At 62.0% G+C, this 21169-nt stretch carries 20 protein-coding genes and 1 tRNA gene; 9 read left to right on the forward strand and 12 right to left on the reverse strand.

From position 1 onward, the window contains the following. Positions 1-177 precede the first annotated feature (177 nt). Positions 178-597, forward strand: coding sequence for an iron response transcriptional regulator IrrA (irrA, locus tag HJC00_RS25070; RefSeq protein WP_210629662.1), 420 nt, complete (start codon positions 178-180; stop codon positions 595-597). 15 nt (positions 598-612) lie between these two features. Here irrA and HJC00_RS25075 read toward each other — a convergent pair whose 3' ends face one another. Next, positions 613-1248 carry a trimeric intracellular cation channel family protein gene (locus HJC00_RS25075; RefSeq protein ID WP_210629663.1) on the reverse strand — a complete coding sequence of 212 codons (636 nt, stop codon included), beginning with the start codon at positions 1246-1248 and terminating at the stop codon, positions 613-615. 177 nt (positions 1249-1425) lie between these two features. On the opposite strand from HJC00_RS25075, the gene HJC00_RS25080 reads away from it, so the two are divergent. Then, positions 1426-1899, forward strand: a complete 474-nt coding sequence (locus HJC00_RS25080; RefSeq protein WP_221164746.1) for a hypothetical protein — start codon at positions 1426-1428, stop codon at positions 1897-1899. Between the two features lie 2 nt (positions 1900-1901). On the opposite strand, the gene HJC00_RS25085 is transcribed toward HJC00_RS25080, so the two are convergent. Both HJC00_RS25085 and HJC00_RS25090 read right to left on the reverse strand, forming a co-directional pair. Continuing rightward, the gene (locus HJC00_RS25085) at positions 1902-2690 is read right to left on the reverse strand and encodes a YdcF family protein (RefSeq protein WP_221164747.1); all 789 of its coding nucleotides are present in this window, start codon (positions 2688-2690) and stop codon (positions 1902-1904) included. A gap of 74 nt (positions 2691-2764) precedes the next feature. Then, positions 2765-3481, reverse strand: coding sequence for a YoaK family protein (locus HJC00_RS25090; protein ID WP_210629666.1), 717 nt, complete (start codon positions 3479-3481; stop codon positions 2765-2767). 228 nt (positions 3482-3709) lie between these two features. Here HJC00_RS25090 and HJC00_RS25095 point away from each other — a divergent pair, with 228 nt between their 5' ends. Next, a complete protein-coding gene (locus HJC00_RS25095) occupies positions 3710-3946 on the forward strand; it encodes a DUF2798 domain-containing protein (RefSeq protein ID WP_221147656.1) in 237 nt (78 codons plus the stop codon). Positions 3947-4002: 56 nt separating this feature from the next. Here the strand turns inward: HJC00_RS25095 and HJC00_RS25100 are convergent, their stop codons facing one another. From HJC00_RS25100 to HJC00_RS25110, 3 genes are all read right to left on the reverse strand, one after another. Then, the gene (locus HJC00_RS25100; RefSeq protein ID WP_210629668.1) at positions 4003-4242 is read right to left on the reverse strand and encodes a GIY-YIG nuclease family protein; all 240 of its coding nucleotides are present in this window, start codon (positions 4240-4242) and stop codon (positions 4003-4005) included. A 120-nt stretch (positions 4243-4362) separates the two neighbouring features. Then, positions 4363-4438, reverse strand: a tRNA-Ala gene (locus HJC00_RS25105). Positions 4439-4586: 148 nt separating this feature from the next. Continuing rightward, a complete protein-coding gene (locus tag HJC00_RS25110; RefSeq protein WP_210629669.1) occupies positions 4587-4970 on the reverse strand; it encodes a TIGR02300 family protein in 384 nt (127 codons plus the stop codon). A gap of 386 nt (positions 4971-5356) precedes the next feature. Here HJC00_RS25110 and cmk point away from each other — a divergent pair, with 386 nt between their 5' ends. Continuing rightward, positions 5357-6004 carry a (d)CMP kinase gene (gene cmk / locus HJC00_RS25115; RefSeq protein ID WP_210629670.1) on the forward strand — a complete coding sequence of 216 codons (648 nt, stop codon included), beginning with the start codon at positions 5357-5359 and terminating at the stop codon, positions 6002-6004. A gap of 175 nt (positions 6005-6179) precedes the next feature. Then, entirely contained in the window at positions 6180-7883 is a 1704-nt protein-coding gene (gene rpsA, locus HJC00_RS25120) for a 30S ribosomal protein S1 (protein WP_210629671.1), read from the forward strand. Positions 7884-7960: 77 nt separating this feature from the next. On the opposite strand, the gene HJC00_RS25125 is transcribed toward rpsA, so the two are convergent. The 3 genes from HJC00_RS25125 to HJC00_RS25135 all read right to left on the reverse strand — a co-directional run bounded on the left by HJC00_RS25125 (position 7961) and on the right by HJC00_RS25135 (position 11233). Beyond that, positions 7961-9487: a hypothetical protein gene (locus HJC00_RS25125; RefSeq protein ID WP_221164748.1), complete on the reverse strand. Its 1527-nt coding sequence runs from the start codon at positions 9485-9487 to the stop codon at positions 7961-7963. A gap of 225 nt (positions 9488-9712) precedes the next feature. After that, complete coding sequence (locus tag HJC00_RS25130; RefSeq protein WP_064800202.1) at positions 9713-10339, reverse strand: ribonuclease D; 627 nt, start codon at positions 10337-10339, stop codon at positions 9713-9715. Between the two features lie 84 nt (positions 10340-10423). Further along, entirely contained in the window at positions 10424-11233 is an 810-nt protein-coding gene (locus HJC00_RS25135; protein ID WP_221164749.1) for a MerR family transcriptional regulator, read from the reverse strand. A gap of 165 nt (positions 11234-11398) precedes the next feature. On the opposite strand from HJC00_RS25135, the gene HJC00_RS25140 reads away from it, so the two are divergent. Continuing rightward, the gene (locus HJC00_RS25140) at positions 11399-12679 is read left to right on the forward strand and encodes a 4-aminobutyrate--2-oxoglutarate transaminase (RefSeq protein WP_210629674.1); all 1281 of its coding nucleotides are present in this window, start codon (positions 11399-11401) and stop codon (positions 12677-12679) included. A 63-nt stretch (positions 12680-12742) separates the two neighbouring features. Beyond that, positions 12743-14224, forward strand: a complete 1482-nt coding sequence (locus HJC00_RS25145; protein ID WP_210629675.1) for an NAD-dependent succinate-semialdehyde dehydrogenase — start codon at positions 12743-12745, stop codon at positions 14222-14224. Positions 14225-14267: 43 nt separating this feature from the next. Here the strand turns inward: HJC00_RS25145 and HJC00_RS25150 are convergent, their stop codons facing one another. Continuing rightward, on the reverse strand, positions 14268-14477 hold the full coding sequence (locus HJC00_RS25150; RefSeq protein ID WP_210629676.1) for a SlyX family protein: 210 nt from the start codon (positions 14475-14477) through the stop codon (positions 14268-14270). A 180-nt stretch (positions 14478-14657) separates the two neighbouring features. Here HJC00_RS25150 and uxaC point away from each other — a divergent pair, with 180 nt between their 5' ends. Both uxaC and HJC00_RS25160 read left to right on the forward strand, forming a co-directional pair. Continuing rightward, positions 14658-16073: a glucuronate isomerase gene (gene uxaC / locus HJC00_RS25155; protein ID WP_221147654.1), complete on the forward strand. Its 1416-nt coding sequence runs from the start codon at positions 14658-14660 to the stop codon at positions 16071-16073. Continuing rightward, the gene (locus tag HJC00_RS25160; protein ID WP_221164750.1) at positions 16070-17527 is read left to right on the forward strand and encodes a mannitol dehydrogenase family protein; all 1458 of its coding nucleotides are present in this window, start codon (positions 16070-16072) and stop codon (positions 17525-17527) included. Before uxaC ends, HJC00_RS25160 begins: the two co-directional genes overlap by 4 nt. A 226-nt stretch (positions 17528-17753) precedes the next feature. Here the strand turns inward: HJC00_RS25160 and HJC00_RS25165 are convergent, their stop codons facing one another. Both HJC00_RS25165 and HJC00_RS25170 read right to left on the reverse strand, forming a co-directional pair. After that, positions 17754-20204, reverse strand: a complete 2451-nt coding sequence (locus HJC00_RS25165; RefSeq protein WP_221164751.1) for an FAD-dependent oxidoreductase — start codon at positions 20202-20204, stop codon at positions 17754-17756. Continuing rightward, entirely contained in the window at positions 20205-21080 is an 876-nt protein-coding gene (locus tag HJC00_RS25170) for a phosphotransferase (RefSeq protein WP_221164752.1), read from the reverse strand. Positions 21081-21169 lie beyond the last annotated feature (89 nt).

Here is a 21169-nt window from a genome sequence, read left to right on the forward strand (position 1 = left end):
GGTGGTCGCATACAGGAAGGCCAGAGCTGCGACCAGACCTATTTGCATCAAAAGCCCGTTTTTGCCGCGTTTGTCAGGCTCTTGTCCCCACTGAACTATTGAAAGGCTCCGATGCAAAAGTTATACCGCTTGAAGAAACATGATTGCTTTATGCAGGAATAATCGGAGTTGGTGTTGATGACGGGTGCACTCCCGATCGCAATAGAGGTAAGGCTGCGCCGCGCGGGCCTTCGCCCCACACGCCAGCGCGTCGCGCTCGGCGACCTCCTGTTTGCCAAGGGCGACCGGCATTTGACCGTCGAGGAACTGCATGAGGAGGCGGTTGCCGCCGGGGTGCCGGTTTCGCTGGCGACCGTCTATAACACGCTGCACCAGTTCACCGAAGCCGGTCTCATCCGCGTTCTCGCCGTCGAGAGCGCCAAGACCTATTTCGACACCAATGTTTCCGACCACCACCATTTCTTCATCGAAGGCCATAACGAGGTGCTCGACATTCCCGTCAGCAACCTGACGATCGGCAATCTGCCGGAGCCGCCCGAAGGTTTGGAGATCGCTCATGTCGACGTGGTGATCCGCCTGCGAGCCAAGCAAGGCTGACGGCGACCAAAAGGCTCACATCACATCGTCGGGATGCCGCCCGGGCTTGTGTTTGTAGATCGGGAAGGTCCAGCCGAACCAAAGGGCGCCGCCGCGAACGGCAAAGGCCGCCACAACGCCGCAGCCGGAGGCGAGATAGAGCGGCATTCCCAACGCATTGGCGAGCGTGAACACGCCGGCCCCGACCAGCGCCGCCGTCACATAGATTTCCGGCCGCAACAGCACCGAAGGCTCGTTTGCCATCAGATCGCGCAGGATGCCGCCGAAGGTCGCCGTCAGTGTGCCGGTGACGATCGCGATGGTCGGCGAGCCGGTAGCGGCAAGTCCCTTGGCGGCACCCAGAACGCAATAGGCGGCAAGGCCGATCGCATCCAGCCAGATCAGCAGGCGATAGCGCGATTCCAGCAGATGGGCGGTGAAGAAGACAATCACGCCCATGATGCAGCAGACGAGGATATAGGCAGGGTTCAGCACCCAGAAGACCGGTACACGGCCGAGCACGATGTCGCGCACGGTGCCGCCGCCGGTTCCCGTGACCATGGCAAAAAACAGAAAGCCGATCAGATCGAGCTGCTTGCGCGAGGCGGCGAGCGCGCCTGTCGCGGCAAACAGCGCAATGCCGGCATAATCGAGATAGACGAGCAAGGACATGCGGACCCCGGAGCCGGCGAACAGTTTCCGGAAAGAACCATGGCGGCAAGGGCGGCGCAAGGCGGCGCGGCGATAAAGCATCAGTCTTTATTCGATGTATGTCGTATCCCGAAACCGCTGCATGGTTTTAGGCGACATGCCTTGGCTTCAGAGCCTTTGTCCAAAAGAGGAAAGCCCGTGAAAACGCTGGTGCTCGCCGTTCTCAATATTGTCCTGCTGCTCGCCATGCCGGTAGCCGCGCTTGCCCAGCAATCGCTGATCTCCGACCCCGAAATCTACGAGAAGAAGCATTTCCAGGAACAGTGCAAAGCGGCCGAATTCGCCGACGGCTTCGTTATCAGGCAGGACATCAACAATGACGGGCTGATCGACGCCGTGGTCAATGAGGGCCAGCTGACCTGCGACGGGCAGAAGGGGCCGCAATGCAACGACGACGGCTGCACCTATAATTTCTATCTGCAGGTCGCCGAAGGCGGTTATTTCATGATCGCGACGGCACAGATCTACGGCTACGACTTCGTCCAGCGCTTCGGCAACATGGTGCTGGCGATGAAGATGCATCCGCGTTTCTGCGACCGCACCGATGGCGATCCCTGCATCGTGACCGCGCGTGTGCGCGGCACGAAATTCGTCACCATCTCGAAGAAATAAGCTTAGCGCGGATAAAGCTCCGACGACCGGCCGGCGAGATAGTAGCCGACCAGGCCGTACCATTCGCGGATCGCCGTTGCCATATTCTGGGCGTTGAGGTTCGGCTGAGTGAAATCCAGGTTCAGCCGAACCTGCCCGTCGGTGCGATAGTCGGTCGGCCAGGGCACGATGTCGATGCCGAGCTTACGGAAGATGCCGACGGAACGCGGCATATGGAAGCCCGAGGTGATCAGCAGGCACTGGGAAAGGCCGTGGCCCGCGAGGACTTCTTTTGTATTGACGGCGTTTTCGAAGGTGGTGCGCGATTGCCGCTCCTCGATCAGGCGATCCTTGCTGACGCCGAAGAGCGGGAAGAAGCGCTCGGATGCCGCCGCATCGCCTTCGTAAATGCCCGAGAGTGAGCCGTCGCCGCCCGAGATCAGAATGCGCGACTGCGGAAACTTCTGCGCGAGCCGCAGCGCTTCGATGAAGCGGTCGGCGGCAGGATTGAATTCAATGCCGTGGCGCGCCGTATTCACCTCGTTTTCGAAGGCGCCGCCGAGCACGATCATGCATTGCAGGCTGTCGGGATCGGCGGCAGGTTTGGCGAAGCGCTGCTCGAGCCCCTGCATCAGAAGGTTGCCGGCCGTGGTGTAGAGCGTGATGAAGAGGATGAGGGCTGAAGCCATCGCGCCGAGGACGCTTGAGCTGTGCCAGCGCAGAAGTCCGGCGGCAAAGGCGAAGAAGACGAGAAGGAATGCCAGCGACAGCGGCTGGGCAAAAATCCAGACAAGCTTGGAAATGACGAACAAGACCTACTCCTTGAGGATGGGCGCGCGTCCTTCCTATCCGATTCGGCGGTAACAGGAATGCGACGGTCCTATCGCTAGCGCAGGGCGCCCGTGTGATGCGGCGCGAGCTTCTGGTTGAAGCGCCGCTGAAGCGGCCGGGGAATGAACATGGCGACAAGCGCCAGCGCCATGGCAAAGATGGAGACCAGCCACAAGGCATGGGCGCCGGTCAACCGGGTCAGGACGGCACCGGCGATCGCGCCGAGCATCATGCCGCCCCAGGGGACGAGCTGGATCGTCCATTCGACACGGCGATCGCCGATAATCCAGCGGCCGATGCCGCGGCCGAAACGCGACAGTGCGCCTGTAACATAAGTCAGGCCGATCGGCAGGCCTTCGATATGTTCGACGGCGGCGTTCACCATGCCCATGGAACAAACGATCATGTAGAACCGCACCAGCATCAGGCTCTCAGCCGTCGTCATCGAAGCAAGCGCCAGAACGGCCCCGACGCAGCCGAGAACGACGAAGATGCGCCGCTCGGAGACATGGGCGATGACGATACCGGTCGCATTGCCGAGCACGAAAACGAGAATGGCGGAGATCAGCACCGCCGCATGATAAAGATTGCCCTGGCCCAGCGCGAGTGCGGCCCGCGTCGTATTCCCCGTCATGAAGGAGACGAAATCGCCGGTCAGCAGCAGCCCGGTCGCATCGGTCATGCCGGCCAGAAATGAAATCGAACCGACGAGGGCGAGCCCGGTCAGGGTTCGTCGTGTACGAATGATACGGCGGCGTCTTGCTCTGGTCATTGGGGATCCTGAAGGCGAATCACTGAGATTCTTGCAGCAAGGATAAATCCTGTTCGTTGAGGAATTGGCAAAGAGGATTTGGCCGGGGCCACGCTTGCGCGAAAAGATTCTTTCGATCATAAAACGGCGTCGCTTCAGACCGAAGCTCCGTAAGCGTTTACGTCAATCAACGCGCAACCGCCGATCGGCGCTGCGCGATTGTTCGATCGGCATCTTACGGAGATCAAAATGCCCAAAGGCAAACTCCCCAAGCGCTACAATGCGATCGTCATGCCGCTCATCCTCTCGCTGCTAATGACATCAGTCGTCTCCGCAATCAGCATCGTCAGAGCGCAAGGCCTGACCGCAGTTGCACTTGCCATGTGGCCATCCGCTTGGGTCCTCTCCTGGGCCATCGCCTTTCCGGTGCTGTTATTGGTGCTGCCGGTGGTGAAACGGGTGACGGCAGCGATCGTGGAGATGTGAGGCGGAAGGCGCCGGCAGGCTGTGGGAACGGTCTGCCGGGGGTGGCGTGAGCGCGGCTAGAGTCTTTTCTTTGCGAATGCTCTGCCGGAAGCCGACTTCAAATACTTCTCAAAGGCAAAGGCCTGCGCTTCGTCGGAGAAGGCGAGATAGGTCTTGAGAGACCAAGGGGCGTATTTCGAGGTATGAGAAACTTCTCCGGCATTATGTTTTGCCAGACGCGACTTCAGGTCGCCCGTCACGCCAACGTAATAGCGATCCGGAAGTTCGACACTATTGAGAATGTAGACATATTTCATGGAAGGATCACAGCCCGCCTACGTTGCTTCGCAACTACGTCGCGGCAGCCTCCGCCTCCTTCTCGCCCTCGTCCCGTCAAGCCTTCCGGCTTGCCAAGCCGAAGCTCGAAGAGCGTAGGCTGGTGGAGCTAAGCGGGATCGAACCGCTGACCTCTTGCATGCCATGCAAGCGCTCTCCCAGCTGAGCTATAGCCCCATCAAGGCGGTCCGGCATGGCCGGTCCTGGGATGCTCCGGAGGGCGTTCCCTCTGGAGTGGCGGCTTCTTACTTGCGGTTTTCGCAGATAGCAAGCCCAAAAAAACCGACCCGGAATTTTTTTGTTGTCCGGGCCGGCATTTGTCCGATCAGACTTCGTCTTCGTCGCCGGTCACGCCGATAATGTCGCTCATGTCGTCATCGTCGTCGTCTTCGTCGGGCGTGAGGAAAGTGTCGTCATCGTCGTCGCCTTCGATTTCGACATCGTCGTCGCCCATGTCCGGAATGTCGTCGCCAGAGGCGCCGTCGTCGGCATCCTCAAGCGAAACCAGTTCGACTTCGGTGTTTTCGGTATCGACTTCCGCGACCTCGTCTTCTTCGGCAACCTCAGCGATCGCCGAGGTTTCCTCGAAGAAGGACAGGGGATAGGACTTGCCGGTATAAGGGGAAACGATCGGATCCCGGTTCAGATCATAAAACTTCTTGCCGGTTTCCGGATCGGTGCGCTTGGTTCCAAGTTCCGCTTTCGCCACTATAAGCCTCGTGAGAATGGCCGAATCCGCGATTCGGCAAAATGCCGTGCAAGCCGGCGTTCCATCGGAATTTATAAGCCGGTCCCCTTAATCGCTGTGGCTTCCCATGTCAAAGCCAAACTTTATCATCTCGGCGCGGGCGTTTTGGCCTGCAGACGGATGACCGCTCATGGTGTTTGTGGTAACGAGCCGCGGCAGTAGAAGAAGCGGGCGAAGGCAGCAGCCGGCCAGGCCGACGCTTCGGAAGAAATGTGCTGCAGTTACAGAGGATTACGGGATGCATGGCTCTGCGCCGCAGCCCACCGCCAGCTTCCAGCTGTTCCAGCCGCATCCGCGCAAGACGACCCCTTTGGCGCCATACGGCGCATCATTGCAGGATTGATCCCATGGCAACAAAGAGTTTCACCATCGCCATCGACGGCCCGGCGGCGGCCGGCAAGGGGACGCTTTCGCGTCTTATCGCTGAACGATACGGCTTTCACCATCTCGACACGGGGCTGACCTACCGCGCAACGGCCAAGGCGCTGCTCGATGCCGGCCTGCCGCTCGACGACGAGGCGGTGGCCGAAAAGATCGCGCGGGAGGTTGAACTCGCCGGACTGAATCGCGATATACTTTCCCGACACGAGATCGGTGAAGCCGCCTCGAAAATCGCCGTCATGCCGGCGGTGCGCCGGGCGCTGGTCGAGGCGCAGCGCCGGTTTGCGGCAAAGACGCCGGGCACGGTGCTCGATGGGCGCGATATCGGCACGGTCGTATGCCCGGATGCGCCGGTCAAGCTCTATGTGACGGCGTCGCCGGAGGTGCGCGCCAGACGCCGTTACGACGAGATCCTGGGCAAGGGGGCGACGGCGGATTTGGAGGCGATTTTCGAAGACGTCAAGCGGCGCGACGAACGCGACATGGGGCGGGCCGACAGCCCTTTGAAACCAGCTGATGATGCGCACTTGCTTGATACGTCGGAAATGAGTATAGAGGCCGCGTTTCAAGCCGCTCAATCGATCATCGATGCGGTCTTGAACCGAAATGCCTAAATTCAAGCGATTTTGCATGCTCAGACGCATGGATCGCTTTAATGCAGCCTGAAATTCCGTCCAAGCGCCGGATTGCCTTCGTCAGAGAAGGCGGACTGGGTTCAGGCCCATTCAACACGAACCAACCGGCGCATACGTGGGCCTTGACGCTATCGAAGGCCACGCAGGAGATTTTATGTCAGTAGCAACTCCCTCTCGCGAGGATTTCGCGGCCCTTCTCGAAGAGTCCTTTGCCAAAAACGATCTGGCTGAAGGCTATGTCACCAAGGGCATCGTCACGGGCATCGAAAAGGATGTCGCCGTTGTCGACGTCGGCCTCAAGGTCGAAGGCCGCATCGCGCTCAAGGAATTCGGCGCACGCGCCAAGGACGGTTCGCTGAAGGTCGGCGACGAAGTCGAAGTCTATGTCGAGCGCATCGAAAACGCGCTTGGTGAAGCCGTTCTGTCGCGCGAGAAGGCTCGCCGCGAAGAAAGCTGGATCAAGCTCGAAGCCAAGTTCGAAGCCGGCGAGCGCGTCGAAGGCGTAATCTTCAACCAGGTCAAGGGCGGCTTCACGGTCGACCTCGACGGTGCGATCGCCTTCCTGCCGCGTTCGCAGGTCGACATCCGCCCGATCCGCGACGTGACCCCGCTGATGCACAACCCGCAGCCCTTCGAAATCCTCAAGATGGACAAGCGCCGCGGCAACATCGTGGTTTCGCGCCGCACGGTCCTGGAAGAGTCCCGTGCCGAGCAGCGTTCTGAAATCGTTCAGAACCTCGAAGAAGGCCAGGTTGTCGACGGCGTCGTCAAGAACATCACCGATTACGGTGCGTTCGTCGACCTCGGCGGCATCGACGGCCTGCTGCACGTCACCGACATGGCATGGCGCCGTGTGAACCATCCGTCGGAAATCCTGAACATCGGCCAGCAGGTCAAGGTTCAGATCATCCGCATCAACCAGGAAACCCACCGCATCTCGCTCGGCATGAAGCAGCTCGAGTCCGATCCGTGGGATGGCATCCAGGCCAAGTATCCGGAAGGCAAGAAGATCTCCGGTACCGTTACGAACATCACCGACTACGGTGCGTTCGTTGAGCTGGAGCCGGGCATCGAAGGCCTGATCCACATCTCGGAAATGTCCTGGACCAAGAAGAACGTTCACCCCGGCAAGATCCTGTCCACGAGCCAGGAAGTCGAAGTCGTCGTTCTCGAAGTCGATCCGTCCAAGCGCCGTATCTCGCTCGGCCTCAAGCAGACGCTGGAAAACCCGTGGGCAGCATTCGCCCGCAGCCATCCGGCCGGCACTGAAGTTGAAGGCGAAGTCAAGAACAAGACCGAATTCGGCCTGTTCATCGGCCTCGACGGCGATGTCGACGGCATGGTGCACCTCTCCGACCTCGACTGGAACCGTCCGGGCGAACAGGTCATCGAGGAGTTCAACAAGGGTGACGTCGTCAAGGCCGTCGTTCTCGACGTCGATGTCGAGAAGGAACGCATCTCGCTCGGCATCAAGCAGCTCGGCAAGGATGCTGTTGGTGAAGCAGCAGCTTCCGGCGACCTGCGCAAGAACGCCGTTGTTTCCTGCGAAGTCATCGCCATCAACGATGGCGGCATTGAAGTGAAGCTCGTCAACCACGAGGACATCACGTCCTTCATCCGTCGCGCCGATCTCGCCCGCGACCGCGACGAGCAGCGTCCTGAGCGTTTCTCGGTCGGCCAGGTCGTCGACGCCCGCGTCACCAACTTCTCCAAGAAGGACCGCAAGATCATGCTGTCCATCAAGGCCCTGGAGATTGCGGAAGAGAAGGAAGCCGTCGCTCAGTTCGGTTCGTCCGACTCGGGCGCTTCGCTCGGCGACATCCTGGGCGCAGCCCTGAAGAACCGCGGCGGCGAATAAGCCTCGCAGTCACGTCTGAAATGCGGAACCCGCCGGAGCGATCCGGCGGGTTCTTCATTTTCAGGTGATGAAAGCCGCTATTCCCAGCCGGCCATGCGCTGATAAAGCGCGTAGACCGGATCGGCTGCAGTGTCGGGCCGATATGCCGACGGCTCGGTATCGATCATCCTCGGCGTCCTGCGCTCGGGTGCCGCCTCCGCCCCTTCAGCATCGGGTTCGGCATCCTCGCCGCCGGATTGCGCCTGCTGCTCGTCCTGCGGCGCACCGTCCTGGTGATGGTGATGCTGGTGGCTCGTTTCACCGGCCTTTTCGTTCGACGGCGTATCCTTGGCGAACTGATAAGGCAGCTGAGCATAGGCAAAGCCCTCCGCCACCTTGGCCGCGAGCGGCACATAAGAGGCCTCCGCCATGTCGGGCAGCGGCATCGGTTGCGGCTGTGCGGCAATTTCTTTCGGCTGGCGGGCAGCCGCAGCCGTGGCCCCGGGTTCCATCTGAGACAGGTGGGGCATTGCGGACTGTCGAGCATCGGCAGCGGCCAGATCTGCCGGCTGTCTCGTCAAGGTCTCCTTCGCTTCGCTGCTGACGGCCTCGTCGAGAATGGCATCGACCTCCACCGCCGCCTCGACGGGACCATCCTCCTGCACCGTTTCGACGTCCTGCTCACGGATGATGGTTACGATCATCTCGGAGACCGCTTCGGTCATGGAGGCGAGGATTCCCGTCCAGTTCCGGGGAATGAGAGGATCGGCTTTTTCCGACGTTGCGAGAGGCTGAATGACCGGCGGCTCCGTCACCTCGGCCGTGTCGTCACCCGCACGCGGCTCTGCCGGCACTGATTGCCGGGCTTCGACCTTCGGGGCAAGCTCTGCTTTTGTCACCGAAGCGGAGCGAATCCAGTTTTCAGACTGCGAAATTTCAGGATCCGCGGCTTCCACGGCTGCGGCGCTCACCGCTTCCTCGCTTGCCGCAAGCAGGGCGGTCTCGATCAATTTGCCGGCTGGTTCAGATTGCGTTTCCGCCGGCTGGCGGATCGCGGCGAGCAGGCTGGCTTCATGCAGCTGGATCTCGGGCCGGGCTTCGGCGCGCATCGGCGAAGCATCGTTCTGACCATAGGATCGGACGACGGCGCGGGCAGCGAGATCACGGTCCTTATAGCGCACGATTTCCAGATAGGCGATGATACGCGCCGCCTCAGGCCCTGTCGGATTCTTCAAGGCTTCCGCGATCGTCCGAAGCGGCAGACTGTGCCCCTGCGCGCTCAGCTGGCCTTCGACCTCATCGATCCTGGCGGTCGGCAGCCCGCGGATGGCATCGGCGAGCCGGGAGGCGAAGGCGGAATTGCTCTCGTCCTCGCCGCGATCGAGCGAGATCGAGCGGCCAGCCGCATCGATGACATCGAAAAGGGCTTCAACCATGCGCTCGCGCGCCGCAAGGAGCAGGATATTGAGCTTGCCGGCAATGGCGGAATTCAGCTCAGTGGCCTCGACCGCGTTGACGGGCGCGGGGGCAATCACCGAACGGTCAGGACTGCCGGCCACGATCGCCGCAGTCTGGCCCTGAGATGAAAAGCTTGCATTGGACGCTGCACGAACGGGGGTCAGCATGGCATGCCCTTTCGTAAAGTGACGATGAAAGCAGGCTCTATGAAAGGACCGCGCTCATCCGGTCCCTTGCATCCCGAGCAGATCCTCCTGTCCGCATGACGCAAGCGGCGCCATCGAATGCCTAAAAATTAAATCGAATATTAAGAAACAGAGATTAACGAATCGCTAACGCCGGCGGATCAGTTCACCCGCGACCGCAGACAGTGAAGATTGACGGCAATTCGCTCAGCTGTGAGCGAAGATATCGGCCTCTTCCCAGCCGAGCAGGTCGAGCTTGGCGCGGGTCGGCAGGAATGCGAAGCAGGCCGTGGCATGATCGAACCGGCCGTCGCGGATCAGGCGGGCCGTCAGCTTGTCGCGAAGCGCGTGCAAGTAAAGCACGTCGGAAGCGGCATATTCGAGCTGGGCCGGCGACAGCGTCTCGGCCGCCCAATCGGACGATTGCTGCGCCTTGGAGACATCGACGTCGAGCATTTCCTTGAGATTGTCCTTGAGGCCGTGGCGATCGGTGTAGGTGCGGCAGAGGCGCGAGGCGATCTTGGTGCAGAATACCGGGTTCGTCGTGACGCCGAAGGTATGGAAGAGCACGGCAATATCGAAGCGGCCGTAATGAAAGATCTTCTGGTGCGTGGGATCTTCGAGCAGAGCGACGAGATTGGGGGCCTCTTTCTGGCCGGCCGCGATGCGGATGATGTCGGCGGTGCCGTCACCCGGAGAAAGCTGGACGACGCAGAGACGATCCCGCCGCGGCACCAGGCCCAGCGTCTCGGTATCGATCGCGATCGCGCCGGTGTAGCGGGCCGCGTCGGCCGCGGAAATATCGCCTTCGTGATAACGGATGGTGGCGGCCATGAGACTGTCTTTCGTTCGGATATTCTCCACTCGCGCTATAGCGCAAAGGCACACATTGCGAAACTGCTTCCTGCTGCGGCTGGTTCAGAATGTCGGCGGCGTGTTGATCCAGAGAAGCACGGTTTCGCCATCGTGGCGGTTGCGCCAGGAATGGTAGCGGCGGCTTTCGAAATACAGTGAATCGCCCGGGCCGAGATCGAAGAACTGATCGCTGTCGAGCACCAGTTCCAGCCGGCCGGACAGGACATGCATGAATTCCTCGCCTTCGTGGCGATAGGCGCCCTCGCTGGCAGCGCCCGGCGCCAGCACGAAACGATGGCAATCCATCATCCTGCGGCCTTCGGCAAGCAACTGCACCGTAACCCCGGGGGTCGTTTCCGGCCAGGTGCGCCACTCGCCGGCGCGTATCACTGCCGGCACCTCCACGCTTTCCTCGCCGGAGAGGCGGGAGACGGTGGTGGCGTAATATTCGGCGAGGTCGTGCAGCGTCTTGAATCCGACGCCTTGCGAGGTGCGCTCCAGCGTCGAGAGCGTCGACGCGGTGATGCCAATATCACCGGCCACCTGATCGAGCGTCTTGCCTGCGGCGTGGCGGAGGCTCCGCAGTTTCCGGCCGAGGCCGGAATCCTGGCCGGGTTCGGCACTGTCCGCGGAGGGTTCCTCGCTCTCCAGCGCCTCTCGGATTGCTGCCGGATTGAGACCGCGCTCGACCCGGTACCAGGAGATGCGCCTCAGCCGCGCCACGTCGTCGGCGCTATATTGCCGATGGCCGGTTTCGGAGCGGCCGGGAACGACCAGGCCCTGGCTTTCCCAGAGGCGCAGCGTCGAGGCGGAGACCCCCGCCAGCCGCGCGGCCTCCGCTACCTTGTAGCGCACAGGCCCGTTGTCACTCATCAGCCAATACCCCGATTCTCGTTGCGCGAGCATTCATCAAATCGCGTGATGTTTGAAGCAAAAAATGCCGCTTGTTTTCTTGCAGAAAAAATGTAGGAATTTCCAGAGAATCTTACAGAACTTATGCAAGATAATTCCAAAAACCTTCAACACGGGAGCAGATCGATGACCGCGACAAGCCTTACCGACCGGAAGAACGCCGCGATTTCACGCGGCGTCGGCATGACTACCCAGATCTATGCGGATCGCGCAGAGAATGCCGAAATCTGGGACAAGGAGGGCCGCCGCTATATCGATTTCGCCGCCGGCATCGCCGTGCTCAACACCGGTCACCGCCACCCCAAGGTCATTGCGGCGGTCAAGGATCAGCTCGACCGCTTCACCCATACCTGCCACCAGGTGGTGCCCTACGAGAACTACGTCAGCCTCGCCGAGCGGCTGAACGCCCTGGTGCCCGGCAATTTCCAGAAAAAGACCATCTTCGTCACCACTGGCGCCGAGGCGGTCGAGAACGCCGTCAAGATCGCCCGTGCCGCGACCGGCCGCTCGGCCGTCATCGCCTTCGGCGGCGGCTTCCACGGCCGCACCTTCATGGGCATGGCGCTGACCGGCAAGGTCGTGCCCTACAAGGTCGGCTTCGGCGCGATGCCCGGCGATGTCTTCCATGTTCCTTTCCCCGTCGAACTGCATGGCGTCTCCGTCGATCAGTCGCTTGCGGCGCTGAAGAAACTCTTCGCCGCCGATGTCGATCCGCAGCGTGTCGCAGCCATCATCCTCGAGCCGGTGCAGGGTGAAGGCGGCTTCTATCCGGCGCCCGCAGCCTTCATGAAAGCCCTGCGCGAACTTTGCGACCAGCATGGCATCCTGCTGATCGCCGATGAGGTGCAGACCGGTTTTGCCCGCACCGGCAAGATGTTCGCGATGGATCACCACGAGGTGGCCGCCGACCTGACGACGATGGCGAAAAGCCTCGCCGGCGGCTTCCCACTTGCTGCCGTCACCGGCCGCGCCGAAATCATGGACGCGCCGGGGCCGGGCGGGCTCGGCGGCACCTATGGCGGCAATCCGCTCGGTATCGCCGCTGCCCATGCCGTCCTCGACGTCATCAAGGAGGAGGATCTCTGCAACCGAGCGAACCTGCTCGGCGGGCGGCTGAAGCAGCGGCTGGAATCCTTGCGTGAAAAGGTGCCGGAGATCGCCGATATTCGCGGACCGGGCTTCATGAACGCCGTCGAATTCAATGACCGGAGGACGGGATTGCCGAGTGCTGATTTCGCCAACAAGGTGCGGCTGACAGCGCTCGACAAGGGGCTGATCCTGCTCACCTGCGGCGTCCATGGAAACGTCATCCGCTTCCTCGCGCCGATCACCATCCAGGACGAGGTCTTCGGCGAGGCGCTCGACATTCTCGAGACCTCGATGCTGGAGGCGAGTGCCGCCAGCTAGCGCCGATCGAACCCGGATTTCAATGGCGCCGGCGATCGGCAGCCGCTCCCAAGGAGATATGATATGGCTTTCACTACCGCACTGACCAGGCACATTGCCTTTTCCTCGCCGCTGTTGCGCGATGCCGGCTATATCAACGGCGTCTGGACCTCGGGCGACGCCGCAAAGACCTTCGACGTTCTGAACCCGGCAACCGGCGAGCTGCTCGCCTCCCTCCCCGATATGGGCGCAGCCGAAACGCGGGCGGCGATCGATGCGGCCTATGCTGCCCAGCCGGCCTGGGCTGCCCGCCCCGCCAAGGAACGCAGCCAGATCCTGCGCAAATGGTTCGACCTGATCGTCGCCAATGCCGACGCGCTCGCGGCGATCCTGACGGCCGAAATGGGCAAGCCCTTCCCCGAAGCGCGCGGTGAGATCCTTTATGCCGCCGCCTATATCGAATGGTATGCGGAAGAGGCCAAGCGCATCTACGGCGAGACGATCCCGGCGCCTTCCCAGGATAAGCGCATGATCGTCATCAAGCAGCCGGTCGGCGTCGTCGGCACGATCACACCGTGGAATTTCCCGGCGGCGATGATTGCCCGCAAGATCGCCCCGGCGCTTGCCGTCGGCTGCACTGTCGTCTCGAAGCCGGCCGAGCAGACTCCGCTGACTGCGATTGCCCTCGCCGTGCTCGCCGAACAGGCCGGCATTCCCGCCGGCGTCTTCAATCTGATCGTCGGGCTCGACGGGCCGGCAATCGGCCGAGAGCTCTGCGGCAATGAGAAAGTGCGCAAGATCAGCTTCACCGGCTCGACGGAAGTCGGCCGCATCCTGATGCGGCAATGCGCTGACCAGATCAAGAAGGTGAGCCTGGAGCTCGGTGGCAACGCGCCGTTCATTGTCTTCGACGATGCCGATCTCGACGCCGCCGTCGAGGGCGCGATCGCCTCCAAATATCGCAATGCCGGCCAGACCTGCGTTTGCGCCAACCGCCTCTATATCCAGTCCAGCGTCTATGACGCCTTTGCCGCGAAGCTTGCCGCCAAGGTCGCCGAGTTGTCGGTCGGGGACGGGTTCAAGCCCGGTGTCGAGATCGGGCCGCTGATCGACGAGCAGGGTCTTGCCAAGGTGGAGGACCATGTCGGCGACGCGCTGGCCAAGGGCGCCAAGGTTCTGACCGGCGGCAAGCGCATCGACGGCGCCGGCACCTTCTTTGCGCCGACGGTGCTGACCGGCGTGACCCGCGGCATGACGGTGGCGCGCGAGGAAACCTTCGGGCCGGTGGCGCCGCTCTTCCGCTTCGAGACGGCCGAGGACGTCATCGCTCAGGCCAACGACACCGAATTCGGCCTGGCCGCCTACTTCTATGCCGGTGACCTGAAGAAGGTCTGGCGGGTGGCGGAGGCGCTGGAATACGGCATGATCGGCATCAATACCGGGCTGATGTCATCCGAGACGGCGCCCTTCGGCGGCATCAAGCAATCCGGTCTCGGCCGCGAGGGCTCCCGCCATGGCGCCGACGATTATCTAGAGATGAAATATCTCTGCATTGGCGGCGTCTGATCGGCCCCTGTACCGAGAGCACGCGGCATTCCGCCGCGTGTTTTCAATAATGCGGCGGACGAGTGATGGCCGGCGCGTCCAGCGACTGCTCCTCCAGCGACAGGAAGCGTTCTGTCAACCGTTCGAGCTTGGTGCGCATCTGCTCCACGCTCTTCCATTGTTCGGCGAGCTGATCGGAAAGCTCCTCGATCGTCTTTGCCTGATGGGCCAGCATTTCCTCCAGCCGGGTGATGCGGTTGGTCTCGTCGGACATCGATCCTCCTTTGCCGACACCGGCAGAACAGATGGTTCTCCCAAACCGGAAATAGGCCGCCGCGTCAATGTTTTCGATCCCCGGCGCGGCCATGCGCAAAACTGAACCGTTTGGTTACTAAAAGACCTTGCCGTGCCCGATGTAGTGGGGTAGGCCCTAATCCATCAGGGAGGAATACTGATGGATGCAGGCAACGGCTTTCTTCATCCGGACCGGCTCTTTCCGGCCGACCCGGCGACACGGACCATCGCGCGAGACCTCTACGAGACGGTGCGCAATCTTCCGATCGTCAGCCCGCATGGGCACACCGAACCGTCCTGGTTCGCCGACAATAAGCCTTTTGAAGACGCCGCTTCGCTGCTGGTCATTCCCGATCACTATCTTTTCCGCATGCTGCACAGCGTCGGCGTCACCTTGGACGAGCTCGGTGTTCCCAGGCTCGACGGCAAGCCGGTGGCTGAGGGGCGGGCGATCTGGCGGACCTTTGCCAAGCATTACCATCTCTTCCGCGGAACGCCCTCGAGCCTCTGGGTTGATCATGCAATGTCGGCCGTGCTCGGCTGCACCGAACCGCTGACGGCGGATAATGCCGATGCGCTTTACGATCACATCAATGCCCAGCTCGCCCGTCCCGAATTCCGCCCGCGGGCGCTGCATCAGCGATTCGGCATCGAAACGATCGCGACGACCGAAGGTGCGCTCGACCCGCTTGTCCATCACCAGAAGATGGCGGCGGAGGGCTGGATCGGTAAGGTGCGCACCACCTACCGGCCGGACAGCGTCACCGATCCTGATGCCGTCGGTTTCCGCGACAATCTCCTCAAGTTCGGAGAAATCACCGGCGCCGACGTGACGAACTGGGACGGCCTGATCGAGGCGCATCGGCGCCGGCGCGCCTATTTCCGCAAGTTCGGCGCGACTGCCACCGATCACGGCGTGCCGACAGCCTTCACCGCTGATCTGCCGCTGGCCGAAAAGCAGGCGTTGCTCGACAAGGCATTGAAGGGCCCGCTTTCGGCTGTTGAGGCCGAGCTTTTCCGCGGCCAGATGATGACCGAGATGGCCGGTCTCTCGGCCGAGGACGGCATGGTGATGCAGATCCATGCCGGCTCGCGACGCAATACCGACAGCGGACTCTTTGCCACCCGCGGCCCCAATATGGGCGCCGATATCCCGACACGCACGGACTGGGTCGGCGGCTTGAATGCGCTGCTTTCCAAATATGGCCATGCGCCGGGCCTGCGCATCCTGCTTTTCACGCTCGACGAGACGACCTATGCGCGAGAGCTGGCGCCGATGGCCGGCCATTGGGCCTGCCTGATGGTGGGCCCGCCCTGGTGGTTCCATGACAGCCCGCTCGGCATCCGTCGCTATCTCGACCAGGTGGTAGAGACGGCCGGTTTCGCCAATATGGCAGGTTTCAACGATGACACGCGGGCGCTGCTGTCGATCCCGGCCCGCCACGACGTCTGGCGCCGTGAAGTCTGCCGCTTCCTCGCTCAACTCGCAGCCGAGCATCGGATTTCCGGGAAGGAAGCCGAGATCGTGGCGCGCGAACTCTCCTATGACAATGCAAAGAAGGCCTACAAGCTGTGAGCGACAGACTGCAGAACGTGACCGGCCTTGCGCCGACGGCGAAGCTTCCCGCCTATAACAGGAATGCGCTGAAGGCTGGCATCCTGCATCTCGGCCCGGGCGCCTTCTTCCGCGCCCATTTCGCGCCCTTCACGGATGCTGCACTCGCAGCAGCCGGCGGCGACTGGGGCATTGAGGTGGCGAGCCTGCGCACGCCCGATGTCGCGGACAATCTCTCCGCCCAGAACGGGCTTTATACGATGCTGATCCGCGATACATCAGGCACGACGGCCGAAGTGATCGGCTCGATCCTGAAGGCGCATGTGGCGCCACGCGATCCGGCCGGCCTGCTGGCGCGGCTCGAGGACCCTGCCATCCGCATCGTCAGTATGACGGTCACGGAAAAGGCCTATGGCTTCGATCCCGCAACCGGCGGCCTCGACCTCAAGCATCCCGATGTCGTTGCCGACCTCGCCAATCGGCATGCGCCGCGCGGCGTCATCGGCTATCTCGTCGAAGGACTGGCGCGCCGACGGCAGAAGGGCACCGCCCCCTTTACGCCGCTCAGCTGCGACAATCTGCCGAGCAACGGCGCCGTGCTGAAACGCCTCGTGCTGGAATTCACTTCGCGCATCGATGCCGACCTGCATCGCTGGATCGAAGCGAATGTGCCCTTCCCCTCGACGATGGTCGACCGCATCACGCCGGCAAGCACCGAAGCGACCTATGCCGATGCCGAGCGGCTGACGGGCCGCACCGACATGGCGGCGGTCGAGACGGAACCCTTTACGCAATGGGTCATCGAAGACCATTTCGCCAATGGCCGTCCGGCCTGGGAAAAGGTACGCGGCGCGCTGATGGTCGAGGAAGTCTCGGCTTACGAAAAAATGAAGCTCAGGATGCTGAACGGAGCCCATTCGCTGCTCGCCTATCTCGGTTATATCGGCGGCTATGAATTCATCCGAGACGTTATGGATGATGCCGGCCTGGCGGCGCTTGCCTACCGCCACATGCACGCGGCGGCGCGCACACTGGACGCGGTGCCGGGCATCGATCTCGATGACTACGCCAATGAATTGATAGCACGCTTTGCAAATAAGGCGATCGCGCACCGCACCTATCAGATCGCCATGGACGGCACGCAGAAACTGCCACAGCGGCTGCTGGAGCCGGCATGCGAGGCGCTTGCCCTTGGCGACCGGGCGGAGACCTGCGCGATCGCCGTCGCGGCGTGGATGCGTTATGCGATCGGCGAACATGGCAATGGCGAGCGCTATGAGCTGCGCGATCCCCGCGCTGCTGAGATCGCCGCGCTGATTGCCGACGTCCCGCGCACCGGCCCGGCGATTTCGGCGGCGCTCTTCACCCTCCCCGGCCTTTTCCCGTCGGCTTTGACCGGGCATCGGGCCTGGACGCAGGATGTCTCGGACAAGTTGGAGATCCTAATCCAGGACGACCGGCTGCCGCTGTTTTAAGAAGTGTGAGTCTTTTCGGCAAAAGAGAGGGTGTGCCACACGGCATACCCTTTCCTCCGTCATCGCTGTGCTCGTCACAGGGATCCAGTGCGCCCAAGTCCCTGGGCGCGGGGAACTCTATTCAGGCCGTAGGAATCCAGCCACCGCGCAGACGCGCGGTGGCTGGATTCCTGCGACGAGCACAGGAAGTTCAGGGTTGCTCTTTCTTCTCCGCCATACCGCATGGTCAAGCCTTCACCCGCGTCATATCGGGATCGTAGAGCGGCGCCAGCGACACCTTGCAGGGAATGCGCTCCCTGGCGACATCGAGTTCATAAGCGCCGGCGAGAACGAAATCCTCCGTCACGCCCTCCGGGTCGCGGACATAGCCGTAGCCGATCGCCTTCCCAAGCGTATAACCGAAGCCGCCGCTCGAGAGCCAGCCGACACGTTTGCCGTTGCGATAGATGGTTTCACGGCCGAGCAGCACGGTATCGGGATCGTCGGGAACGAAGCAGGCGAGGCGCTTCTTCACGCCGTCTGCAAGCTGCCGCTCGATCGCCTCGCGGCCGCGGAACGGAATGTTCTTCCTGATCTTCACCGCCCAGCCGAGGCCGGCTTCAACCGGCGTGTGGTCGGGGCCGATATCGGAGCCCCAGGCGCGATAGCCCTTTTCCAGGCGGCAGCTCTCGATGGCGCGATAGCCGGCATTGACGAGGCCGAATTCGCCGCCTGATGCCATCAGCACGTCATAGACCGTGGTCGCATATTCAATGGGAACATGCAGTTCGTAGCCGAGCTCGCCGACATAGGTGATGCGCAATGCTCGCACCGGGCAGCCCGATATGCCGATGGTTCTGACCTGACCGAAGGGGAAGGCGGCATTCGAGACATCGCTGCCTGTCACCTTTTCCAGCACCGCGCGTGCATTCGGTCCCATCAGCGACAGCACGGAATAGGCCGAGGTGACCTCGACCAGCTCGGCATGCATCTCCGCCGGAATATTGCGGGCGATCCAATTGAAGTCGTGGGTGGCGAAACCGGTGCCGGTGACGATGTAATATTCGTCCTCGGCGATGCGGGCGACGGTCAGATCGCATTCGATTCCGCCCTTGTCGTTCAGCATCTGCGTGTAGATGAGCGATCCCACGGGCCTTGCAACATCGTTGGCGGCAATCCAGGAGAGTGCCGCCTCGGCATCCCTGCCCTTCAGCACGAATTTGGCGAAGGAGGTCTGGTCGAAGATGACGGCCGCCTCGCGCACCGCCTTATGCTCGCGGCCGACGGCATCGAACCAGTTCTGCCTGCCGTAGCTGTAGATATCCTTCGGCTCCTCATTGGCGAAGAGATCGGCAAACCAATTCGGCCGCTCCCAGCCGAGCTTTTCGCCGAAACAGGCGCCTTGCGCCTTCAGCCGGTCATAGAGCGGCGATTTGCGGCAGGGGCGGCCGCTCGAATGCTCCTCGAAAGGCCAGGCCATGGTGTAGTGCTTGCCATAGGCTTCGAGCGTGCGGGTGCGCACCCACGCGGTATCGAAGTGCGGGCGACCGAAGCGGCGGATGTCGACCGGCCAGAGATCATAGGGCGGCTCGCCCTTCGTCACCCATTCGGCGAGCGCCATGCCGGCGCCGCCGGCCGAGGCAATGCCGAAGGCGTTGAAACCGGCGCCGACGAAGAAGTTCTTCAGCTCCGGCGCCTCACCGAGAATGAAGTTACCGTCAGGCGTAAAACTTTCCGGGCCGTTCAGCAACTGCTTGACGCCGACATCCTCCAGCGCCGGAACGCGGCCGAGCGCTTGTTCCATGATCTGCTCGAAATGGTCGAAATTGCTATCCAGCAGCGTGTAATGGAAACCCTCCGGGATGCCCTGCTTCGCCCAGGGAATGGGATTGGGCTCATAGCCGCCCATGATGATGCCGCCGACCTCCTCCTTGTAATAGGTCAGGCGATCGGGATCGCGCAGCGTCGGCAGGTTGGAGGGCACGCCGAAGGATTCGGTGATGATATATTGGTGCTCGACCGAGACCAGCGGCACGTTGACGCCGAAACGCTGGCCAAAGGCGCGCGTCCATTGGCCGGCGCAGACGACGACGCGCTCGCATTCGATACGTCCCTCGGCGGTCACAACGGCGCGGATTCGTCCCTTGTCGATCTCGAGGTCGAGGACTTCGGTATCCTCGAAGATCGAAACGCCTGCTATGCGGGCGCCTTTCGCCAGCGCCTGGGTGATATCGGAAGGATTGGCCTGACCGTCCGTCGGAAGGAAGGCGGCGCCGACGAGATCGTCAATCGTCATCAGCGGCCAGAGATCGAAAGCCTCCTGCGGCGTCAGCAACTGCATTTCGAGGCCGAAGGACTGGGCGGTGGTCGCCTGGCGCTTGACCTCCGTCCAGCGCTCCTCGTTGCAGGCAAGGCGCAGGCCGCCGTTCATCTTCCAGCCGGTGCCGAGGCCCGTTTCCTCTTCCAGCCGCTTGTAGAGATCGACGGAGTAGCCGAGCAACTGGGTGATGTTGGCGCTGGTGCGCAGCTGGCCGACGAGTCCGGCGGCATGAAAGGTGGTGCCCGAGGTCAGCTTCTTGCGTTCGAGCAGGACGGTATCGGTCCAGCCGAGCTTGCCGAGATGATAGGCTGTCGAGCAGCCGATGATGCCGCCGCCGATGACCACGGCCTTTGCCGTCTTCGGTAATTGTCTCGTCATTTATGGATCCTGTTCAAAGGCTTGATAGGCGCGCTCGAAGCGCGCCAGATTCTCGGCCGTATAGGCGGCATAGTCGAAATCGATGGTGGAGTGGATTTCCGAAATCATGCTCCAGAGCGTCTCGCGCAGCAGCGAGGCGCATTTCATCGCGCCGTAGCGGCGGCTCAGCTCATCGGTCAGCGGCCGGTCGAAATAGCTCTCGAGCATCATCTGCTCGGCGGCTTGCGAGAACTCGTTGTTGGAGGCCAATCCGCCGAGATCGAACAGCGGCGTGTTGAAGCCGGCATAATCCCAGTCGATCAGCCAGAGCCGCTTGCCGTCATCGAGAAAATTGGCGGCCAGCAAATCGTTATGGCCGAAGGCGATCTCGAACGGCCCTGCCGCTGCTTCCAGCATGTCGGCCTTGCCGATCAACGCCGGCAGCAGCGGAAGGTGGAGGCTGCCCGATTCCTTCAGGCTGGCGGCGTAATCGCGGATGACGTGGAAGACCCAGAAGATCATCGCCGGGCCGCGGAAATGCCGCGCGATGTCATGGTGGCAGGCGCGCAGCAGCGGCACGACCCGGGCCAGCATGTCAGGTGCCCTGATATCCTCGGGCGACAGCGCCCGCGCCTCGACATAGTCGAGCACCAGCACCCCGGGCGAATGGTGGATGACGGCAGGCGACAGGCCGGCGGCATGCGCCGCGCGGCTTGCGGCAAGCTCGTTCTGCCTGATGATGTGGTGGATCGGAATATCGGCGCCGAGTCTCACCACGCAGCGCACGACGGCATCGCTAACCAGATAGTTCCTGTTGGTGATGCCGCCGGATATTGGCGAAATTTCAATCGGACCCTGCCAGATGCCAAGCGCATGAATCCTATCCTCAGGCGTCATGCTATCCCCCTTGCGGCGCTTGCAAAATGATGGGGCAGAGCGGGATAGGCTGTCAAGCCGCGGCGCGCGTCCTTCCGGACGCGCGAAGG

Source organism: Rhizobium sp. NLR22b (genome assembly GCF_019685295.1).
Lineage (GTDB): Bacteria > Pseudomonadota > Alphaproteobacteria > Rhizobiales > Rhizobiaceae > Rhizobium.